The organism is Serratia sp. AXJ-M, assembly GCF_046531865.1.
GTDB classification, from domain to species: Bacteria; Pseudomonadota; Gammaproteobacteria; order Enterobacterales; family Enterobacteriaceae; genus Serratia; species Serratia liquefaciens.
Genome location: NZ_CP059394.1, coordinates 777,744 through 797,078 on the forward strand (window position 1 = coordinate 777,744; position 19,335 = coordinate 797,078).

Below are 19,335 nucleotides of genomic sequence, written 5' to 3' on the forward strand. Positions count from 1 at the left end.
GGAGAGGGTATGGTTGCGGTAAGAAGTGCACATCTGAACACGGCTGGTGAATTTGCTCTCGACGAGTGGATTGCCAGCTTGGGGCTACCTAACCCGCAGTCATGTGAGCGATTAGCCGCAACCTGGCGTTACTGTGAGCAGCAGACCCTGAACCATCCTAATGCGCCGCTGTTGCTGTGGCGCGGGCTGGAAATGGTCGAGATCCTCTCTACTCTGAGCATGGATAACGACAGCATGCGCGCCGCGCTGCTGTTCCCGCTGGTGGACGCCGGCATCGTGCAGGAAGAAACCCTGACCGAAGAGTTCGGCAAGGGCATCACCTATCTGGTGCATGGCGTACGCGATATGGACGCCATCCGCCAACTGAAAGCCACTCAAAACGATTCGATGGCCTCCGAACAGGTCGACAACGTGCGCCGCATGCTGTTGGCGATGGTGGAGGATTTCCGCTGCGTGGTCATCAAGCTGGCGGAGCGTATCGCTCACCTGCGCGAAGTGAAAGATGCGCCGGAAGACGAGCGCGTGCTGGCGGCAAAAGAGTGTTCGAATATCTATGCGCCGCTGGCTAACCGTCTGGGTATCGGGCAGCTCAAATGGGAACTGGAAGATTTCTGCTTCCGCTACCTGCATCCGGACGAGTACAAACGCATCGCCAAGCTGCTGCACGAACGCCGCATCGATCGCGAACAGTTTATTGACGATTTCGTCGCCTCGCTGCGTAATGCGATGGTCGATGAAGGCGTCAAGGCGGACATCTACGGCCGTCCAAAACACATTTACAGCATCTGGCGCAAGATGCAGAAGAAGGCGTTGGCGTTTGACGAGCTGTTTGACGTGCGCGCGGTACGCGTGGTGGTCGAACGCTTGCAGGACTGCTATGCCGCGCTGGGGATTGTGCATACCCACTTCCGCCATCTGCCGGATGAGTTCGACGACTATGTCGCCAACCCGAAACCCAACGGTTATCAGTCGATCCACACCGTAGTACTGGGGCCGCGCGGGAAAACGCTGGAAATTCAGATCCGCACCCGGCAGATGCATGAAGATGCAGAACTGGGTGTCGCCGCGCACTGGAAATACAAAGAGGGTGCGGTTGCGACGGTTCGCTCAGGCTACGAGGAACGTATCGCCTGGCTGCGCAAACTGATCGCCTGGCAGGAAGAGATGGCGGACTCCGGCGAGATGCTCGACGAGGTTCGCAGCCAGGTGTTCGACGATCGGGTTTATGTATTTACTCCGAAAGGCGACGTGGTGGATCTGCCAGCCGGCTCTACGCCGCTCGACTTCGCTTACCATATTCACAGCGACGTCGGCCACCGTTGCATCGGTGCCAAAATTGGCGGCCGCATCGTGCCCTTTACCTATCAGCTGCGGATGGGAGACCAGATTGAAATCATCACCCAGAAGCAGCCGAACCCAAGCCGTGACTGGCTGAACCCGAACCTCGGTTATATCACCACCAGCCGTGGACGCTCCAAGATCCACAACTGGTTCCGCAAGCAGGATCGCGATAAAAATATCCTTGCCGGTCGCCAGATGCTGGACAGCGAGCTGGAACACCTCGGTATCAGCCTGAAAGAGGCCGAGAAGCTGCTGATCCCGCGTTACAACATGAATTCGCTGGATGAAATACTGGCGGCGATTGGCGGCGGTGATATTCGCCTGAATCAGATGGTGAATTTCCTGCAGGGCAAGTTCAACAAACCGAGCGCCGAAGAGCAGGATCGCGAAGCGCTGCGGCAGTTGGTGCAGCAGAAAGCGCCGCCGGCAACCCGCAGCAAGGACAACGGCCGGGTGGTGGTGGAAGGGGTAGGCAACCTGATGCACCACATTGCCCGTTGCTGCCAGCCGATCCCGGGCGACGATATTATCGGTTTTATCACCCAGGGGCGCGGCATCTCCATTCACCGTGCGGACTGTGACCAACTGGTGGATCTGCAATCGCACGCGCCGGAACGTATCGTGGATGCGGTGTGGGGCGAAAGCTATTCCAGCGGTTACTCGCTGGTGGTGCGCGTGATGGCCAACGATCGCAGCGGCCTGTTGCGTGACATCACCACCATTTTGGCCAACGAAAAGGTCAACGTGCTGGGCGTCGCCAGCCGCAGCGACACCAAAAAACAGCTGGCAACCATCGATATGGACATTGAAATCTACAACCAACAGGTACTGGGCCGGGTGTTAGCCAAGCTCAATCAACTGCCGGACGTGATAGACGCCAAACGCCTGCACGGCAGCTAACTCACCTGCGTCTTTCGGGCCACATCATTGTTGGCCAGGCTCCGTGGCTTCAGTTATCGTAGGGGGCGAACCTATTCGCCCCGATTGACCCGGGCGCAGCACGCTGCGCCGCTACATTAATGACCGGCGCCGATTCTTTTGTCAGAGACTTTCTTATGACCCAATCTTCTCCACTGCACCGCTTGCTGAACATCATGAAAACGCTGCGCGATCCGCAGGTCGGTTGCCCATGGGACCGCAAACAAACCTTCGCCACCATCGCTCCTTACACACTGGAAGAAACCTACGAGGTACTGGACGCTATCGAACGTCAGGACTACGGCGATCTGCGTGACGAACTGGGGGACCTGCTGTTCCAGGTGGTGTTCTACGCCCAGATGGGCCAGGAGCAGGGGCTGTTTGACTTCGACGAGGTGTGTAACGCCATCAGCGATAAGCTGGAACGCCGTCATCCGCACATTTTCGGGGAAGCCGATGCCGCCGACAGCGAGGCCGTTGCGGCCCGCTGGGAGCAGTTGAAGGCCGGTGAGCGTGCAGAGAAAGCGCTGCATTCTGCGCTGGATGACATTCCTCAGGCGCTGCCGGCGCTGATGAAGGCGCACAAGATTCAGAAACGCTGCGCTTCGGTCGGTTTTGACTGGCATACGTTGGGCCCGGTGCTGGACAAGGTGTACGAAGAGATCGACGAAGTGATGCATGAAGCGCAGCAGGCGGTAGTCGACGAACAGAAACTGGAAGAGGAAATCGGCGATCTGCTGTTCGCCACGGTGAATTTATCGCGCCATCTTGGCCATAAGGCAGAAAATGCGTTGCAGGCAGCCAACCGCAAGTTCGAGCGCCGTTTCCGTCAGGTAGAAGAGATTATCCAACAGCGTGGGCTGCAGATGGGCGAAGCCACGCTGGAGCAGATGGAAGAGGCGTGGCAGCAGGTTAAGCGCCAGGAAAACTAATCTGCCGCTCGGGTGTCCTAGGATTGTCGCAGTAGCTTAATCTTGATCGGCGACAAGGTTCACCTAAGCTGAAACGGTTAAGCTCAGAGTCATAGTTTGCTGAACCGTGGCTTACCGACAGCAAAACGCCAACAAACTGAAATCTAAGGCGTTTTATTGTCTCGAAAGGGCGGAAAAATAAATTTTTCTATGCTAACTCATTGTTTTAAAAAGACAGGCTCTGGCAGGCCGATAGAGTAAACCCTGATGAACCCTTGATGGTGACAGAGATGATGGACAGTAAAACGATCGTTTGTAGGTCTGGAGAGGTTCGGGTATACTACTTTCCCGTCTTGGTTCTTCCATCGTCTTTAAACCTAAACTCTCAGGTTCAGCATGACAACTAATTATATTTTTGTGACCGGCGGGGTCGTATCCTCTCTGGGTAAAGGCATTGCCGCAGCCTCTCTGGCGGCTATTCTTGAAGCCCGTGGCCTCAACGTTACCATCATGAAACTGGACCCGTACATCAACGTGGATCCGGGCACCATGAGCCCGATTCAGCATGGGGAAGTTTTCGTCACCGAAGACGGCGCAGAAACCGATCTGGATTTGGGTCACTACGAGCGCTACATCCGCACCAAAATGTCGCGCCGCAACAACTTCACCACCGGTCGCATTTACTCCGACGTTCTGCGTAAAGAACGCCGTGGCGACTATCTGGGCGCAACCGTACAGGTCATCCCGCACATCACCAACGCGATCAAAGAGCGCATCCTCGAAGGCGGCGAAGGCCACGACGTGGTGTTGGTTGAGATCGGCGGTACCGTCGGCGATATCGAATCGCTGCCGTTCCTGGAAGCCATCCGCCAGATGGCCGTGGAAGTGGGCCGTGAGCACACCCTGTACATGCACCTGACTCTGGTGCCGTACATGGCCGCTGCCGGTGAAGTGAAAACCAAACCTACTCAGCATTCCGTAAAAGAACTGCTTTCCATCGGTATTCAGCCAGATGTGCTGATTTGCCGTTCCGATCGCACAGTTCCTGCTAACGAACGCGCGAAAATCGCACTTTTCTGTAACGTGCCGGAAAAAGCCGTTATCTCCCTGAAAGACGTTGATTCTATTTATAAAATCCCAGGCCTATTGAAATCTCAGGGGCTTGATGATTATATTTGTAAACGATTCAGCCTCAACGCGCCGGAAGCCAACCTGGCCGAGTGGGAGCAGGTTATTTACGAAGAAGCCAATCCGGGCGGCGAAGTGACTATCGGTATGGTCGGCAAATATGTCGAACTGCCGGATGCTTATAAGTCGGTGATTGAAGCGCTGAAACACGGCGGCCTGAAAAATCGTCTGACCGTGAACATCAAGCTGATCGACTCGCAGGATGTTGAAACCCGCGGCGTAGAAGTGCTGAAAGGTCTGGATGCGATCCTGATCCCAGGCGGCTTCGGCTACCGTGGCGTAGAAGGCAAGGTGATGACCGCGCGTTATGCGCGTGAAAACAACATCCCTTATCTGGGCATCTGCCTGGGTATGCAGGTGGCGCTGATGGAGTTCGCCCGCAACGTTGTGGGTATGGAGAACGCCAACTCAACCGAGTTTGTGCCAGACTGTAAGTACCCGGTGGTGGCATTGATCACCGAATGGCGTGACGAAGACGGCAACGTCGAAGTCCGTACCGAAGAAAGCGATTTGGGTGGCACGATGCGTGTCGGTGGCCAGCAATGTCACCTGACCGACAATAGCCTGGTACGTCAGATGTACGGCGAACCGACCATTGTTGAACGTCATCGTCACCGTTATGAAGTTAACAACATGCTGTTGAAGCAAATTGAAGCCGCCGGGCTGTTGGTTGCCGGCCGTTCCGCAGACAACAAGCTGGTTGAGATTATCGAACTGCCGAATCACCCGTGGTTTGTAGCTTGTCAGTTCCACCCGGAATTTACTTCGACGCCGCGTGATGGTCATCCGTTGTTCGCCGGCTTTGTGAAGGCCGCTGGTGAGTATCAGAAGCGCCAGGTGAAATAAAATATTTGGTAGGCGGCGCGCAGTATATTTACCCCAAATAATTGGGGTTACATCAAGGCGGCAAGAGACTGAGTCCCGATGAGCTGACATAAGTCAGTGATTCGGGTGAATGAACGTAGCCAACACAGATGTAGCCTCAAGTATGAAGGGTATGCGCGCTGTTTGTCTGGAGTTTTAGTTTAACTTGTACTGAGGAAAACCTAATGTCCAAAATCGTTAAAGTCATCGGTCGTGAAATCATCGACTCCCGCGGTAACCCGACTGTTGAAGCCGAAGTGCATCTGGAAGGCGGTTTCGTAGGTCTGGCTGCTGCGCCGTCAGGTGCTTCTACCGGTTCCCGTGAAGCACTGGAACTGCGTGACGGTGACAAGTCTCGTTTCCTGGGTAAAGGCGTACTGAAAGCCGTTGCTGCAGTAAACGGCCCGATCGCTCAGGCAGTATTGGGCAAAGATGCCAAAGACCAGGCTAACATCGACAAGATCATGATCGACCTGGACGGTACTGAGAACAAATCCCAGTTCGGCGCTAACGCCATTCTGGCGGTTTCCCTGGCAGCGGCTAAAGCGGCTGCAGCTTCCAAAGGTATGCCGCTGTATGAGCACATCGCTGAGCTGAACGGCACTCCAGGCAAATTCTCTATGCCACTGCCTATGATGAACATCATCAACGGCGGCGAGCACGCTGACAACAACGTCGACATTCAGGAATTCATGATTCAGCCGGTTGGCGCGAAAACCCTGAAAGAAGCCGTTCGCATCGGTTCTGAAGTTTTCCATCACCTGGCGAAAGTGCTGAAGGCCAAAGGCCTGAACACCGCTGTAGGTGACGAAGGCGGCTACGCACCAAACCTGGGTTCCAACGCCGAAGCGCTGGCTGTTATCGCTGAAGCGGTAAAAGCAGCAGGCTACGAGCTGGGCAAAGACGTGACCCTGGCGATGGACTGTGCGGCTTCCGAGTTCTACAAAGACGGTAAATACGTCCTGGCCGGCGAAGGCAACAAAGCCTTCACTTCCGAAGAGTTCACTCACTTCCTGGAAGAGCTGACCAAACAATATCCAATCGTGTCTATCGAAGACGGCCTGGACGAATCTGACTGGGATGGTTTCGCATACCAGACCAAAGTGCTGGGCGACAAAATCCAGCTGGTGGGCGACGACCTGTTCGTTACCAACACCAAGATCCTGAAAGAAGGTATCGAGAAAGGCATCGCTAACTCCATCCTGATCAAATTCAACCAGATCGGTTCTCTGACCGAAACTCTGGCTGCTATCAAGATGGCGAAAGACGCAGGCTACACCGCGGTGATCTCTCACCGTTCAGGTGAAACCGAAGACGCAACCATCGCCGACCTGGCTGTGGGTACTGCGGCTGGCCAGATCAAAACCGGTTCTATGAGCCGTTCTGACCGCGTTGCTAAATACAACCAACTGATCCGTATCGAAGAAGCGCTGGGTGCACGCGCTCCGTTCAATGGCCTGAAAGAAGTTAAAGGTCAGTAATAACGGTTTGGTTCGTTGCTAAATGAAACCCGCTCCGGCGGGTTTTTTTATCACTGGTTATTTACATAAGTGATAGTGAGTTATTTATTATTATTGAACTAATATCGTATTATCTGTTTTTTAACTTGATGTATTAATTATAATAATAAAATTCCTATTTTATATATTCTCTTTTCTATTGCTTTATATTTTTTCGTTACTAGACTGCCAGTAAGGCAGAAGAATTAAGCCTGTATTCCTGCCTCCATTCGTTTCCCTAAAAATTGCCGAGCCGTGACTCGGCTGGGTGAGGGCTTGATGCGAAACAGGATTGTGATAGTCGGTGGGGGTACCGGAGGGACCATATTGGCCAATTTACTGGCCACGAAATTACATCGGGAAATATTGAATAATAAAGTTGAGTTATTGATGATTTCGGATTCTCCGATTCATTATTATAAACCCGCTTTTATGTACGTTGCCTTTAACGCTTTTTTCAAACAGGAATTAACCCGCTCACAGCAAAGCCTGCTGCGTCCGGAAATTCAGTTTATTGTCGATAAAGCGGAGCGCTTTGATTTAACTCAGCGAGTGATCCATACCCGCAGTGGCAAACAGTACCCGTATGATTTTCTGGTGTTTGCCACCGGCTGCGTGCCCTGGCCGGAGCGTATCGAAGGGTTGGCGCGGGCAGGCGATCATTTTTACCAATATCAGGCCGCCCGCCAGCTGGCACAAAAGCTGTCGAGCATCGAAAAAGGCCGAATTTTTATCACCGTCTCCTTCCCCGAAACGCCCAATGTGCCGCACCAGTGCGGTATTGCCCCGATAGAAACCACCCTGATGCTCGATGATTACCTGCGTCGACGCGGAGTGCGTAAAGCGGTTGAAATTGTTTATACCTACCCCAGTGTTTCGCAGTTGCTGCGTAACTGCCTGTTTTTACAGCGTCCAACCGCAGAGGCCTTGCCCGGTATTTTCGCCGCGCGGGATATTCGCCACCAGCGCGGGTTTACTCTCAGCCGGGTGGATGAGCAGCAGAAAATCGCTTATTCCGCCGAAGGTGAGCAACAGCCGTTCGATATTTTGATGGCGACTCCGCCAATTCGTGCGGTAGAAGCGGTGCGGAACACGGGGTTGAGCGAGGGGCATAAAGGGGAAGGCTGGTTGCCGACCGACCATCAGACGCTGCAGGTCTACGGTCAGCAAGGGGTCTATGTTATCGGTGATACGGTGGATTTGCCGGTCAGCAAGGCCGGTGGCTCCTGCCACAATCAGGCGCCGGTGATTGCCGACAATATCGTGGCGGAACTGAGGCTGGGCCAGACCGTTAGCCACTACGACGGCAAGGTGCAGGCCATTGCTCAAATGGGGCTGCAAGCCGGGATGCCGCTGGTTTACGACTACCGCAACGATGTGCTGCCGACGCCTTCAACCAAAGTCGGCGGCATGCTTCGCAACGGTTTTAATCGCGGACTCTACTGGGCGACGGTACGCGGGCTGATTTAACGGAGGGCCTATGAATGCATCTGAACATGAACCCCTGGCGGCTTTGCTGGAGAAGCTACAGCCGCTGCTGGCCGGTGGTCGGCTCGATAACGTGGTCGATCTGCTGTCGCTGCTGTCTGACCTGGTGGATATCGCCGATAACGCGCTGGTGGAAAAACTCTCCGGCGTCTTTGAAGGCCTGGTGGCTGCGGGATGGGAGGGCGGAATGGCGTTGAAAATGGCGCATACCGAGTTGCAGTTGGATCCCTCACCCGTCAATTTTCGTGCGCTGTACGCCTTGTTGCGGCAGCCGGATACCTTACTGGGCTTGATGCTGGTGCTGCGTACTTTGCAAATCGTTGGCCAGCGTATGCGCAGCAGCGCACTGCCCACGGACGTTTGAACGAACTAAGCATCATTGTTTTCACTCACTCAGGTAAGGAGTTGTCATGTCTGCCATCTTCAGGCAAGCCTTTGCAACACGCGCGATCCATCACGGTTACGATCCTCAGCAGTATCTGGGAGCGCTCTGTCCCCCGGTGTTTATGAGCTCGACCTTTACGTTCCCGACGGCGGAATATGGCGGTGCCTGCTTTGAAGGCACTGAGCCGGGGTATTTTTATTCACGCATCGCCAACCCGACCCTCAACCTGCTGGAACAGCGGATAGCCAATCTGGAGGGGGGCGAAGCTGCGGTGGCGTTTTCCTCCGGTATGGGCGCGATTACCGCCTGCTGCTGGACACTGCTCAATCCGGGCGACGAGCTGATCGTTGACGAGACGATTTACGGCTGCACCTTCAGTTACTTTCATCACGGATTGGCGCGCTACGGCGTGAAAATAACTCACGTCGACCTGACCCGCCCGGAGCGTCTGGCGGCGGCGATCGGCCCCCGGACCCGCATGGTGTATTGCGAAACGCCGGCCAACCCGAATATGCGTTTGGTCGATATTACCGCAGTCGCCGAAATTGCTCATCGCCAACAGGCGCTGTTGCTGGTGGATAACACCTATTGCACCCCGTATCTGCAACGGCCGCTGGAACAGGGGGCCGATATAGTGGTGCACTCCGCAACCAAATACATCGGGGGGCATGGTGATCTGTTGGCCGGACTGGTGGTGACGCGCCAGGATTTGGCGCAGGACATCCGTTTAGTTGGGCTGAAAGACATGAACGGTGCGGTGCTGTCTGCCCAGGATGCGGCATTGCTGCTGCGCGGGCTGAAAACCCTGCCGTTGCGTATGGAACGCCATTGCGACAACGCCCAGCGTTTGGCGGAAATGCTGGCTCAGCATTCGGCGGTAGAACGTGTCTATTATCCCGGGCTGGAGGATTTTCCCCAGTATGAGTTGGCGCAGCGGCAAATGGCACGGCCTGGCGGCATGCTGGCGTTTGAACTCAAAGGCGGTATGGCGGCGGGCATTCGCTTCCTCAATGCGCTGCGTTTGATCTTGCGCGCGGTCAGCCTGGGGGATTGCGAATCGCTGGCGCAGCATCCCGCCAGCATGACCCACTCGGCCTACAGTCCCGAAGAGCGGCAGCGTCACCATATCAGCGACGGGCTGATACGCTTGTCCGCCGGCCTGGAAGATCTTGGCGACCTGCAGGCCGATATCCGCCAGGCCTTGGCGCAAAGCTAGCCTTGATGCCCCCGGCCAGTGGGAAGGGGCAAGCGTTAGCCAAGTGCAGGGGCAATCTCCGCCAGCGCCTGTTCGTCCTGCAACAGCGCGGCGCTGCTGGCAATGTCGGGCGCCAGCCAGCGATCCTGATGGTAAGGTTCTACCCTTTGACGCAGCAGTCGCCAGGCGCGCCCGGTACCTTCGCCGACGCGTTGCGGTTGCAAAAACTCGAAGGCCTGCGCCGCCAACAGATATTCAATCGCCAGGATCTGGTTAACGTTGGCCAACAGCTTATGCAGCCGCAATGCCGCACCGGTTCCCAGACTGAGGTGATCTTCCTGCAGCGCCGAAGTGACATAATTATCCACTACGCAAGGCTGGGCCAGCTGACGGTTCTCTGCGCACAGCGATGCCGCCACGTATTGAGCGATCATCATGCCGGAGTTGACGCCCGGCTCACTGACCAAAAATGGCGGCAAACCGCTGACCAGCGGGTTAATCAGACGATCGATGCGCCGTTCCGCAATACCGCCGAGTTCGGCGATAGCGATCGCCAGCACATCGGCGGCCATCGCGACCGATTCGCCGTGCGGATTGGCCTGTGACATGACGCGGAAGTTATCCGGCGTGCCAAGCAGCAACGGATTATCGGTGGTGCCGTTCAGCTCGGTTTCAATCTGTCGTTCGGCATGAGCCATTTGATCGCGGCAGGCTCCGTGCACCTGTGGAATCGAGCGGATGCTCAGCGCATCCTGAGTGCGAATACCTTTGCTGGCGGCAATCACCTCGCTGCCGTGCAGTAGCGCCCGCAGATTGGCGCCCACCCGTTGCATGCCAGGGTGCGGTTTCAACGCCAGTATTTCCTCGTCGAAGGCGGCAATTTGTCCACGCAGGGCTTCAAAGCTCATGGCACCCAATACGTCTGCCCAACGCGCCAGTCGCCAGGCGTCGGCCAGCGCCAGGCAGCTCAGTCCGGTCATGCAGGGCGTACCATTGACCAGGCACAGGCCATCTTTGGCCCCGAGCGGTGGCAGCGCTATGCCTTCTTCCGCCAGAGCCTGAGCGGCGGGGACGATTTGCCCGCGATAGCTGACCTCGCCGAGCCCGAGCAGGGCAACGCCGACGTGCGCCATATGGGTCAGATAGCCGACCGATCCCTGCGACGGCACCTGAGGCGTGACGCCGTGGTTAAGCAGCGCCAGCAGCGCCTCAACCACCGACCGGTGGATGCCGGATTTACCGTGGCTGTAGTTCACGATAGCGCAGCAAATAATGGCGCGGGTCTGTTCGTCGCTCAGCGGTGTACCTACCCCACAGGCGTGGCTCATCAGGGTATTGCGCGATAGCTGTGCCAACTGTTCGCCGTGCAGTGCCTGGTTACAGAGCGCGCCCAGGCCGGTATTGACGCCGTAGGCGCGTTGTTCACTGGTGACGATTTGCTGAACGATAGCCTGCGCGTTCTCAATACGTGCCCAGGCCGCGTCAGACAGGCTGAGCGGCACCCTATGGCGCGCCACCGCCACCACGTCCTGCCAGCGCAGCGGCTGGCGGTCGATCTCTACTGACGAAGGATAGTGCATTTGGGTTTCCTCAAGCATGGGCCACCCTCATCGGGCGGGGCTTTTGCACATTTTCATCCAGCGCCAGACGGCGTTGCACGAAGCGGTTAACGTATTCGTCGGCCGGGTTGTTAAGAATGTCCTGCGGCGTGCCGACCTGGATCAGTTTGCCGTCCTTGAGGATCGCGATCCGGTTGCCGATGCGAACCGCCTCATCGAGATCGTGGGTGATAAACACCAGCGTTTTGTGCAGCTCTTTTTGCAGCGCCAGCAGTTGATCCTGCATCTCGGCGCGAATCAACGGATCCAGTGCGCTGAAGGCTTCGTCCAGCAAAATGATGTCGGTATCGGTGGCCAGCGCACGCGCCAGCCCGACGCGTTGGCGCATGCCGCCGGAGAGTTGATGCGGATAGGATTTCTCATAGCCCTTCAGCCCTACGGTGTTGATCCAGTGCAGCGCACGCTCCTGATACACCTCTTTATTCTCCCCCCGCACTTTCAGGCCATAGCCCACGTTGTCCAGCACCGTTTTGTGCGGCAGCAGGCCAAAGCTCTGAAACACCATGCTGATCTTGTGGCGACGGAAGTGCTCAAGCTGCTTTTCGTCGTAGCGCAGGATATCTTCACCGTCTACCAGGATCTGGCCGCTGGTGGGATCGATCAGACGGTTGAAGTGGCGTACCAAGGTGGATTTTCCCGATCCGGACAGGCCCATGATCACGAAGATCTCACCGGCTTCGATCGACATCGACAGATCGTGCACGCCGATCACGCAGTCCGTCGCGGCCTGCACTTCCTGCTTGGTTTTTCCTTGTTGGCTCAGTGTCAGCGCCGCCGCCGTTTTATGGCCGAAGATCTTGTAGACGTTTTTGATTTCTATTTTGTTCATCGGGGTTACCTCGCAACGGCGGTGTGGCCGTAAGCCTGAGTGATGCGATCAATGACCACGGCCAGAATGACGATCGCCAGCCCGGCTTCCAGTCCCAGTCCGACGTTCAGCGTCTGAATGCCCACCAACACGTCTTCCCCCAGCCCACGAGCGCCGATCATTGACGCGACCACTACCATCGACAACGACATCATGGTGGTCTGGTTGATACCGGCCATGATGCTCGGCAGCGCCAGCGGCAACTGGACGCCGAACAGCTTCTGCCAGCGGTTGGCGCCAAAGGCGGTGACGGACTCCATCACTTCCTTGTCCACCTGGCGGATGCCCAAATCGGTCAGGCGGATCAGCGGTGGCGTGGCATAGATCACCGTCGCCAGAATGGCCGGCACCTTGCCCAGGCCGAACAGCATCAATACCGGGATCAGGTAGACGAAGCTCGGCATGGTTTGCATCACGTCCATCAGCGGCATCATTACCGCCCGTACGCGATCGCTACGCGCCGCCAATATGCCTTGCGGAATGCCGATAATCACCGCCAGCAGCGTGGCAACCAGCACCAGCGCCAGGGTTTGCATCAATTTGTCCCACATCCCGGCGGTACCGACCAGCAGCAACAGGCCGACGATCACCAGGGTTGGCAGCCAACGGCGGGTGGCGTGCCAGGCCAGTAGCCCGACCACGGCCAGCATCACCCACCATGGGGTGGCGCGCAGCAGGCTTTCGAGGTGGATCACCGCCCACAGCAAGGTGTCGGAGATCTTGCGGAACATATCGCCATAGTTGGTGACCAACACATCGACCCAGCGGTTGATCCAATCGGCGATGGAAAAGGTAAAGCGTTCTGGAAACATAAATTTTCCCCTGTCTGGCCCGAAACCTATCCGATTACGGGTGGGTGTTCACGGAATGCCAAAGCGCTTACAAGGAAGCCTCAATTTTTTTCGCTGCGTCTTCGCTGACCCACTGTTTCCAGATATCCGGGTGCTGCTTGAAGAACTCCAGCGCCAGCTTCTGGGAGCTGATGCGTTCCTTGCTCATGCGCGCCAGATTCTGATTAATCAGACTGAGCGGCAGATTCACTTTTGACAACACCTGCACCAGCTCAGGCGCCTGCTGGTTAAACACGCTGGAAATGCCGACCTTGATGTGGATATTCTTGTCCACGCCCGGTTCTTCCAGTTTCACCAGATCGAGCTGGCCCATGATCGGGGTAGGGGACCAATAGTAGAAGAGGATAGGTTCGCCGCGACGGTAGCTGGAAAGAATAGCGGTATCCAGCGCCGGGCCGGTGCCTGGGCGGAAGTTGGTGAATTTGTCGTCCAACTTGAATTTTTTCAGGATCGCGCTGTTGTCCAGTTCGCAGGTCCAGCCGGCGGGGCAGTTGTAAAAGCGGCCTTTGTCCGGCTCTTCCTGATCGCGAAACACCTGCACGTATTTGGCGAGATCCGGGATGCTTTTCAGATCCGGCGCCAGCGGTTTCAACTTACGCTTGGCATCGCCTTCAATCACATAACGTGGCACGTACCAGCCTTCAACTGCGCCGACAATGGGGGCGCCGACGCTGACCGCTTTACCTGCTTTCTCGGCCTTGTTCCAGACCTCACTGCGGCCGATCCACTCTTCGGCGAAAATCTGAATGTCGTTGGTGCCGACCGCCTGCTCCATGGTGATGGAGTTGCCCGGCAGGGCGTCGGTTTTGCAGTCGTAACCCTTTTGCAGTACGTATTGCATCACGTCGGTCAGCAGCATGCCGCTTTCCCAGTTCAGTCCGGCGAACTTGACCGGTTTGCCGGATTCGCACCAGCCTGCTGCGCGTGCGGAGAGGCTGCCTGTCATCAGCCCGAGCGCGATCAGCGGTATCCATAATTTGTGTCGTGTTTGCATGTTGATACTCCACGTTAATGACGAAGAGCCCGGGAACGGCGGGCTCGTGAGACTAATACTGTGGTGAGGACGTGACGGGTGAACCCCCGCCTTTTTTACGTACCCACAACCAGTAAGCCAGGGTAAGGAAGGCTACCCACACCAACCCCACGTACAGGGCAATGCGGCTGTCTTCGAAGTAACCGAGCAGGCCGATGACGAACAGCATAAATATCGTCGCCAGTGCCGGTGCGACCGGCCACCAGGGAACCGGGAAGCTCAGCTTGCTGACCTCTTGCGGCGTCAGCGTGCGGCGCATGGCAATTTGTGACAGCAGGATCATCAGCCAAACCCAAACGGTGGCGAAGGTGGCGATGGAGGCGATGATCATAAACACCTGTTTTGGGATCAGGTAATTGAGCACCACCCCCAACAGCAGGGCAATGGACATCACCAGCACCGTCATCCAGGGCACGCCGTTACCGGTCAGGCGAGTGAAGCTTTTGGGTGCCTGACCTTCCTGCGCCATGCCGTACATCATGCGGCCGGCACCGAAGATATCGCTGTTGATGGCGGAAATGGCGGCGGTGATCACCACCACATTCAGCACGTTGGCGGCGGAACTGATCCCCAGATTGCTGAAGATCTCAACAAACGGGCTGCCGTTTTGGCCGATGCTGTTCCAGGGATAGATCGCCATCAGCACCAGCAGCGTCAGCACGTAGAACAGCAGAATGCGAATCGGTACCGCATTGATCGCTTTCGGCAACACCTTCGCGGGGTCTTTCGCCTCGCTGGCGGTAATGCCGATGATCTCAATGCCGCCGAAGGCAAACATCACCACCGCCAGCGAGGCAACCACGCCGCCGATGCCGTTAGGCATAAAGCCACCGTGCTGCCACAGGTTGCTGAGGCCGGTGGCATGCTGAGTCTGACCGAAGCCAAACAGCATCACCGCCGCGCCGCCGATGATCATCGCGACGATTGCCGCCACCTTGATCAACGACAGCCAGAACTCCATTTCGCCGAACACTTTCACGCTGCACAGGTTGAGCGCGCCGATGAACATGATGATGCTGAGTACCCACACCCATTGGGCAACGTCCGGGAACCACAGCCCCATATAGATGCCGAAGGCGGTGACGTCAGCCAGGGCAACAATCACCATTTCGAAGGTATAGGTCCAGCCGGTGAGGAAACCGGCCAAGGGCCCAAGGTAATGGCTGGCATAATGACCGAAGGAGCCGGAGACCGGCTGATGCACCGCCATTTCACCCAGCGCGCGCATCACCATAAAGACCGCCGCGCCGCCGACCAGATAAGCCAGCAGCACCGCAGGACCGGCCAACTGGATGGCTCCGGCGGAGCCGTAGAACAGACCGGTGCCGATGGCCGAGCCGAGCGCCATAAAGCGGATATGCCGCGCGTTTAGTCCGCGTCTGAGTTGTTTTGTTTCGTTATGCATGTTGCTTCCCGTCGAGTTTTTACGGCAGAACAGGCACGCGCTATCCGCACCGGGTGGAACGCACCCGGTGGGACAGAACAAACTGCGTGGTAGGTTTTATTTATGCCTGGCTAGGCAGCAATGCCGCAGGCATCAGCGAGGTCAGATGACCGGTTGCCAACAGCAGGCTGGCAGCTTCAATGTCGGGGGCGAAGAAACGATCCTTGTCATAGTAACTGACTTGCTCGCGCAGCACGCGGCGTGCCTGCTCCAGACTTTCGGTGGTTTTCAGGCCCTTGCGCAAATCCAATCCCTGGCAGGCCGCCAGCCATTCGACGGCCAGAATACCGCGCACGTTATCCGCCATTTCCCACAGGCGGCGTCCTGCAGCCGGTGCCATGGAAACATGGTCTTCCTGGTTGGCGGAGGTCGGGATGCTGTCGACACTGGCCGGATGCGCCAGCGCTTTGTTTTCGCTGGTCAGTGCCGCGGCGGTAACCTGGGCAATCATAAAGCCGGAGTTCACGCCGCCGTTGTCCACCAGGAATGGGGGCAGTTGCGACATGTGTTTATCCATCATCAGCGAGATACGACGTTCGGACAGCGAGCCGATTTCGGCAAATGCCAGCGCCAGATTGTCGGCAGCCATCGCGACCGGTTCGGCGTGGAAGTTGCCGCCGGACAGGACATCGCCCTGTTCTGCGAATACCAATGGGTTGTCGGATACCGCATTGGCTTCGACCTCCAGCACTTCGCTGGCCTGGCGGATCTGCGTCAGGCAGGCACCCATCACCTGCGGTTGGCAGCGCAGGGAGTAGGGATCTTGTACCTTTTCGCAGTTGCGATGCGAGTCGGACACTTCGCTGCGTTCGCCCAGCAGATGGCGGTAAGCGGCGGCGGCATCGATCTGGCCACGTTGGCCGCGTACGGCGTGAATACGTGCGTCAAACGGGCTGCGAGAACCCAGAGCGGCTTCCACCGTCAGGCTGCCGGTGACCGTGGCTGCGGCGTACAGGTCTTCTGCGTCAAACAGGCCGCGCAGCGCGAAGGCGGCGGAAACCTGGGTGCCGTTAAGCAGCGCCAGGCCTTCTTTGGCCGCCAGCGTGAGCGGCTTCAGGCCTGCTTTGGCCAGTGCCTCGGTGGCAGGCAGCCATTCGCCTTGATAGCGGGCCTTGCCTTCGCCCAGCAGCACCAGACTCATGTGTGCCAGCGGAGCCAAATCGCCGGAGGCGCCCACGGAGCCCTTCAGCGGGATATGCGGATAGACTTCGGCGTTGACCAAGGCCATCAGCGCCTGGATCACTTCCAGACGGATGCCGGAGAAACCGCGCGACAGGCTGTTGATCTTCAACACCATAATCAGGCGAACCAGGTTGTCGTCGGTCGGCGCGCCAACGCCAGCAGCATGTGACAACACGATCGAACGTTGCAGATTTTCCAGGTCTTCAGGTGCAATGCGAGTAGACGCCAGCAGGCCGAAACCGGTATTGATGCCGTAGGTGGTGCGGTTTTCTTCGACAATGCGTTCAACGCAGGCCACGCTCTGCTGGATAGCGGCGTAGGCATTGTCGTCCAACGTCAGGGTCACCGGGTGTTGATAAACGTCGCGCAGCTGAGCCAGAGTCAGTTGGCCTGGGCGGATAGTCAGCGCTTTCATGCTTTGTCTCCTTGAGTCGCGGCCACCATCGGCAGGTTCAAACCTTGCTCACGGGCGCATTCAATCGCAATGTCGTAACCGGCATCGGCATGACGCATCACGCCAGTGGCAGGGTCATTATGCAACACGCGGGCGATACGTTCGGCGGCTTCGTCGGTGCCGTCACAAACGATAACCATACCGGAATGCTGCGAGAAGCCCATGCCGACGCCACCGCCGTGGTGCAGGGAAACCCAGGTCGCACCGCTGGCGGTATTGAGCAGGGCGTTAAGCAGCGGCCAGTCGGAAACGGCGTCCGAACCGTCCTGCATAGATTCGGTTTCGCGGTTCGGGCTGGCGACCGAGCCGGAGTCCAGATGGTCACGGCCGATAACGATCGGTGCGGACAGTTCGCCACTGCGCACCATTTCGTTGAATGCCAGGCCCAGCTTGGCGCGCTGGCCCAGACCGACCCAACAGATACGTGCCGGCAGGCCCTGGAAGCTGATGCGTTCGCGCGCCATATCCAGCCAGCGATGCAGATGCTCGTCATCCGGGATCAGCTCTTTAACCATGGCGTCGGTTTTGTAGATGTCTTGCGGATCGCCGGACAGTGCAGCCCAGCGGAACGGGCCGATACCGCGACAGAACAGCGGACGGATATAGGCGGGCACGAAGCCTGGGAAATCGAAGGCGTTGTTGACGCCCATTTCTTTCGCCATCTGACGAATGTTGTTGCCGTAGTCGAAGGTCGGTACGCCCATTTTCTGGAACGCCAGCATGGCTTCGACGTGTTCAGCCATCGACTGCTTGGCGGCGGTCACCACCTGCGCAGGTTCGGTTTGTGCACGTTCGCGGTACTCTTCCCAGCTCCAGCCTTTTGGCAGATAGCCGTTCAGCGGATCGTGAGCGCTGGTCTGGTCGGTGACCATGTCCGGGCGCACGCCGCGGCGCACCAGTTCTGGCAGAATGTCTGCCGCATTGCCGCACAGGGCGATGGAGATGGCTTTGCCTTCGGCGGTGTATTTCTTGATGCGAGCCAGCGCGTCGTCCAGATCTGTCGCTTGTTCATCGACATAACGGGTCTTCAGACGGAAATCGATACGGCTTTGTTGGCATTCGATGTTCAGTGAACAGGCGCCTGCCAGCGTAGCGGCCAGCGGTTGCGCGCCGCCCATACCGCCCAGACCGGCGGTCAGCACCCAGCGGCCCTGCAGGCTGCCGTCGTAATGCTGGCGACCCGCTTCCACGAAGGTCTCGTAGGTGCCCTGGACGATGCCCTGGCTACCGATATAGATCCAGCTGCCGGCGGTCATTTGGCCGTACATGGCCAGGCCTTTGGCGTCCAGTTCGTTAAAGTGTTCCCAGGTGGCCCAATGTGGCACCAGGTTAGAGTTGGCAATCAGTACGCGTGGCGCGTTGCTGTGGGTTTTGAATACCCCGACCGGTTTGCCGGACTGAACCAGCAGCGTTTCGTCTTCTTCCAACGTTTTCAGGGTGGCGACAATTTTGTCGTAGCAGTCCCAGTCACGCGCGGCGCGGCCAATACCGCCGTACACCACCAGCTCATGCGGGTTTTCCGCCACTTCCGGATCGAGGTTGTTCATCAGCATGCGCAACGGCGCTTCGGTCAGCCAGCTTTTTGCATTTAATTTTGTGCCGCGTGGCGCGCGTACATCGACATTGCGAACTTTGTTATTTGCAGTCACAGCATTTTCCTCAAACAGTATCGGTGCAGATCCCATGGTGCGGTGGGGTGAATCACCACGCCATAACAATGCGTAGGGTTTATTAACATATACTTGTATGTACAAGCATATGCAACACCGACCAGTGAGCGGCTAAAAAGGCATAAGGGAAAGTTATTTTTGTTTTAAATCAATGCGATAGTTTTCGTTTTGACGCCTGAGCTATTAGGCTCGCACTGAAGAACAGTGAGCTATTCAACAAAAATGAATTAAAAATGGGTCATTTTTGAGCGGCTAATCACAATAAATTTACATACCCATTACAAGTTAGGGCGAGCGATAAAAAAGTCCTATCGCTGGAGGGGGTGAAGCCGTTGACAGAGTGCTGTGTTGTTTTGTGGTAGGGGCGCCGCATGCTGCGCCCAATAGCATAATCAATGGGTTAAATCGGGTCGAACATGTTCGAC

At 57.0% G+C, this 19,335-nt stretch carries 14 protein-coding genes; 7 read left to right on the top strand and 7 right to left on the bottom strand.

Annotation, left to right across the window (positions count from 1 at the left end; translation table 11 throughout):
- The first annotated feature begins 9 nt into the window (after positions 1-9).
- The 7 genes from relA (at position 10) to H0S68_RS03615 (ending at position 9,810) form a co-directional block, all read left to right on the top strand.
- Positions 10-2,241, top strand: a complete 2,232-nt coding sequence (gene relA, locus H0S68_RS03585) for a GTP diphosphokinase (protein ID WP_261109703.1) — start codon at positions 10-12, stop codon at positions 2,239-2,241.
- A 155-nt stretch (positions 2,242-2,396) separates the two neighbouring features.
- Positions 2,397-3,191 carry a nucleoside triphosphate pyrophosphohydrolase gene (gene mazG / locus H0S68_RS03590; RefSeq protein WP_128864996.1) on the top strand — a complete coding sequence of 265 codons (795 nt, stop codon included), beginning with the start codon at positions 2,397-2,399 and terminating at the stop codon, positions 3,189-3,191.
- A 375-nt stretch (positions 3,192-3,566) separates the two neighbouring features.
- The gene (pyrG, locus tag H0S68_RS03595) at positions 3,567-5,204 is read left to right on the top strand and encodes a glutamine hydrolyzing CTP synthase (RefSeq protein ID WP_020825241.1); all 1,638 of its coding nucleotides are present in this window, start codon (positions 3,567-3,569) and stop codon (positions 5,202-5,204) included.
- Between the two features lie 203 nt (positions 5,205-5,407).
- Positions 5,408-6,703, top strand: coding sequence for a phosphopyruvate hydratase (gene eno / locus H0S68_RS03600; protein ID WP_020825242.1), 1,296 nt, complete (start codon positions 5,408-5,410; stop codon positions 6,701-6,703).
- A gap of 297 nt (positions 6,704-7,000) precedes the next feature.
- Positions 7,001-8,191 carry an FAD/NAD(P)-binding oxidoreductase gene (locus H0S68_RS03605; protein ID WP_128864995.1) on the top strand — a complete coding sequence of 397 codons (1,191 nt, stop codon included), beginning with the start codon at positions 7,001-7,003 and terminating at the stop codon, positions 8,189-8,191.
- A gap of 10 nt (positions 8,192-8,201) precedes the next feature.
- Entirely contained in the window at positions 8,202-8,573 is a 372-nt protein-coding gene (locus H0S68_RS03610; protein WP_020825244.1) for a hypothetical protein, read from the top strand.
- 46 nt (positions 8,574-8,619) lie between these two features.
- On the top strand, positions 8,620-9,810 hold the full coding sequence (locus H0S68_RS03615; protein ID WP_130016192.1) for a methionine gamma-lyase: 1,191 nt from the start codon (positions 8,620-8,622) through the stop codon (positions 9,808-9,810).
- Between the two features lie 35 nt (positions 9,811-9,845).
- Here the strand turns inward: H0S68_RS03615 and hutH (H0S68_RS03620) are convergent, their stop codons facing one another.
- From hutH (H0S68_RS03620) to hutU, 7 genes are all read right to left on the bottom strand, one after another.
- A complete protein-coding gene (gene hutH / locus H0S68_RS03620; protein ID WP_217331555.1) occupies positions 9,846-11,369 on the bottom strand; it encodes a histidine ammonia-lyase in 1,524 nt (507 codons plus the stop codon).
- Between the two features lie 10 nt (positions 11,370-11,379).
- Entirely contained in the window at positions 11,380-12,237 is an 858-nt protein-coding gene (locus H0S68_RS03625; RefSeq protein WP_410529157.1) for a quaternary amine ABC transporter ATP-binding protein, read from the bottom strand.
- Between the two features lie 5 nt (positions 12,238-12,242).
- Positions 12,243-13,088, bottom strand: a complete 846-nt coding sequence (locus H0S68_RS03630) for an ABC transporter permease (protein ID WP_048762945.1) — start codon at positions 13,086-13,088, stop codon at positions 12,243-12,245.
- 67 nt (positions 13,089-13,155) lie between these two features.
- Positions 13,156-14,121 (bottom strand): ABC transporter substrate-binding protein, encoded by a 966-nt coding sequence (locus H0S68_RS03635; RefSeq protein ID WP_048762946.1) that lies wholly within the window; start codon positions 14,119-14,121, stop codon positions 13,156-13,158.
- Between the two features lie 52 nt (positions 14,122-14,173).
- Positions 14,174-15,565, bottom strand: coding sequence for an amino acid permease (locus tag H0S68_RS03640; protein ID WP_142815880.1), 1,392 nt, complete (start codon positions 15,563-15,565; stop codon positions 14,174-14,176).
- A gap of 100 nt (positions 15,566-15,665) precedes the next feature.
- On the bottom strand, positions 15,666-17,201 hold the full coding sequence (hutH, locus tag H0S68_RS03645; protein ID WP_122077237.1) for a histidine ammonia-lyase: 1,536 nt from the start codon (positions 17,199-17,201) through the stop codon (positions 15,666-15,668).
- Entirely contained in the window at positions 17,198-18,889 is a 1,692-nt protein-coding gene (gene hutU / locus H0S68_RS03650; protein ID WP_044554208.1) for a urocanate hydratase, read from the bottom strand. Before hutU ends, hutH (H0S68_RS03645) begins: the two co-directional genes overlap by 4 nt.
- Between the last annotated feature and the right edge of the window lie 446 nt (positions 18,890-19,335).

Excerpts from the sequence above, each read along its gene's own strand:
- relA (WP_261109703.1), top strand. The coding sequence starts at position 10 with ATGGTTGCGGTAAGAAGTGCACATCTGAACACGGCTGGTGAATTTGCT.
- mazG (WP_128864996.1), top strand. The coding sequence starts at position 2,397 with ATGACCCAATCTTCTCCACTGCACCGCTTGCTGAACATCATGAAAACG.
- pyrG (WP_020825241.1), top strand. The coding sequence starts at position 3,567 with ATGACAACTAATTATATTTTTGTGACCGGCGGGGTCGTATCCTCTCTG.
- eno (WP_020825242.1), top strand. The coding sequence starts at position 5,408 with ATGTCCAAAATCGTTAAAGTCATCGGTCGTGAAATCATCGACTCCCGC.
- H0S68_RS03605 (WP_128864995.1), top strand. The coding sequence starts at position 7,001 with ATGCGAAACAGGATTGTGATAGTCGGTGGGGGTACCGGAGGGACCATA.
- H0S68_RS03610 (WP_020825244.1), top strand. The coding sequence starts at position 8,202 with ATGAATGCATCTGAACATGAACCCCTGGCGGCTTTGCTGGAGAAGCTA.
- H0S68_RS03615 (WP_130016192.1), top strand. The coding sequence starts at position 8,620 with ATGTCTGCCATCTTCAGGCAAGCCTTTGCAACACGCGCGATCCATCAC.
- hutH (WP_217331555.1), bottom strand. The coding sequence starts at position 11,369 with ATGCACTATCCTTCGTCAGTAGAGATCGACCGCCAGCCGCTGCGCTGG.
- H0S68_RS03625 (WP_410529157.1), bottom strand. The coding sequence starts at position 12,237 with ATGAACAAAATAGAAATCAAAAACGTCTACAAGATCTTCGGCCATAAA.
- H0S68_RS03630 (WP_048762945.1), bottom strand. The coding sequence starts at position 13,088 with ATGTTTCCAGAACGCTTTACCTTTTCCATCGCCGATTGGATCAACCGC.
- H0S68_RS03635 (WP_048762946.1), bottom strand. The coding sequence starts at position 14,121 with ATGCAAACACGACACAAATTATGGATACCGCTGATCGCGCTCGGGCTG.
- H0S68_RS03640 (WP_142815880.1), bottom strand. The coding sequence starts at position 15,565 with ATGCATAACGAAACAAAACAACTCAGACGCGGACTAAACGCGCGGCAT.
- hutH (WP_122077237.1), bottom strand. The coding sequence starts at position 17,201 with ATGAAAGCGCTGACTATCCGCCCAGGCCAACTGACTCTGGCTCAGCTG.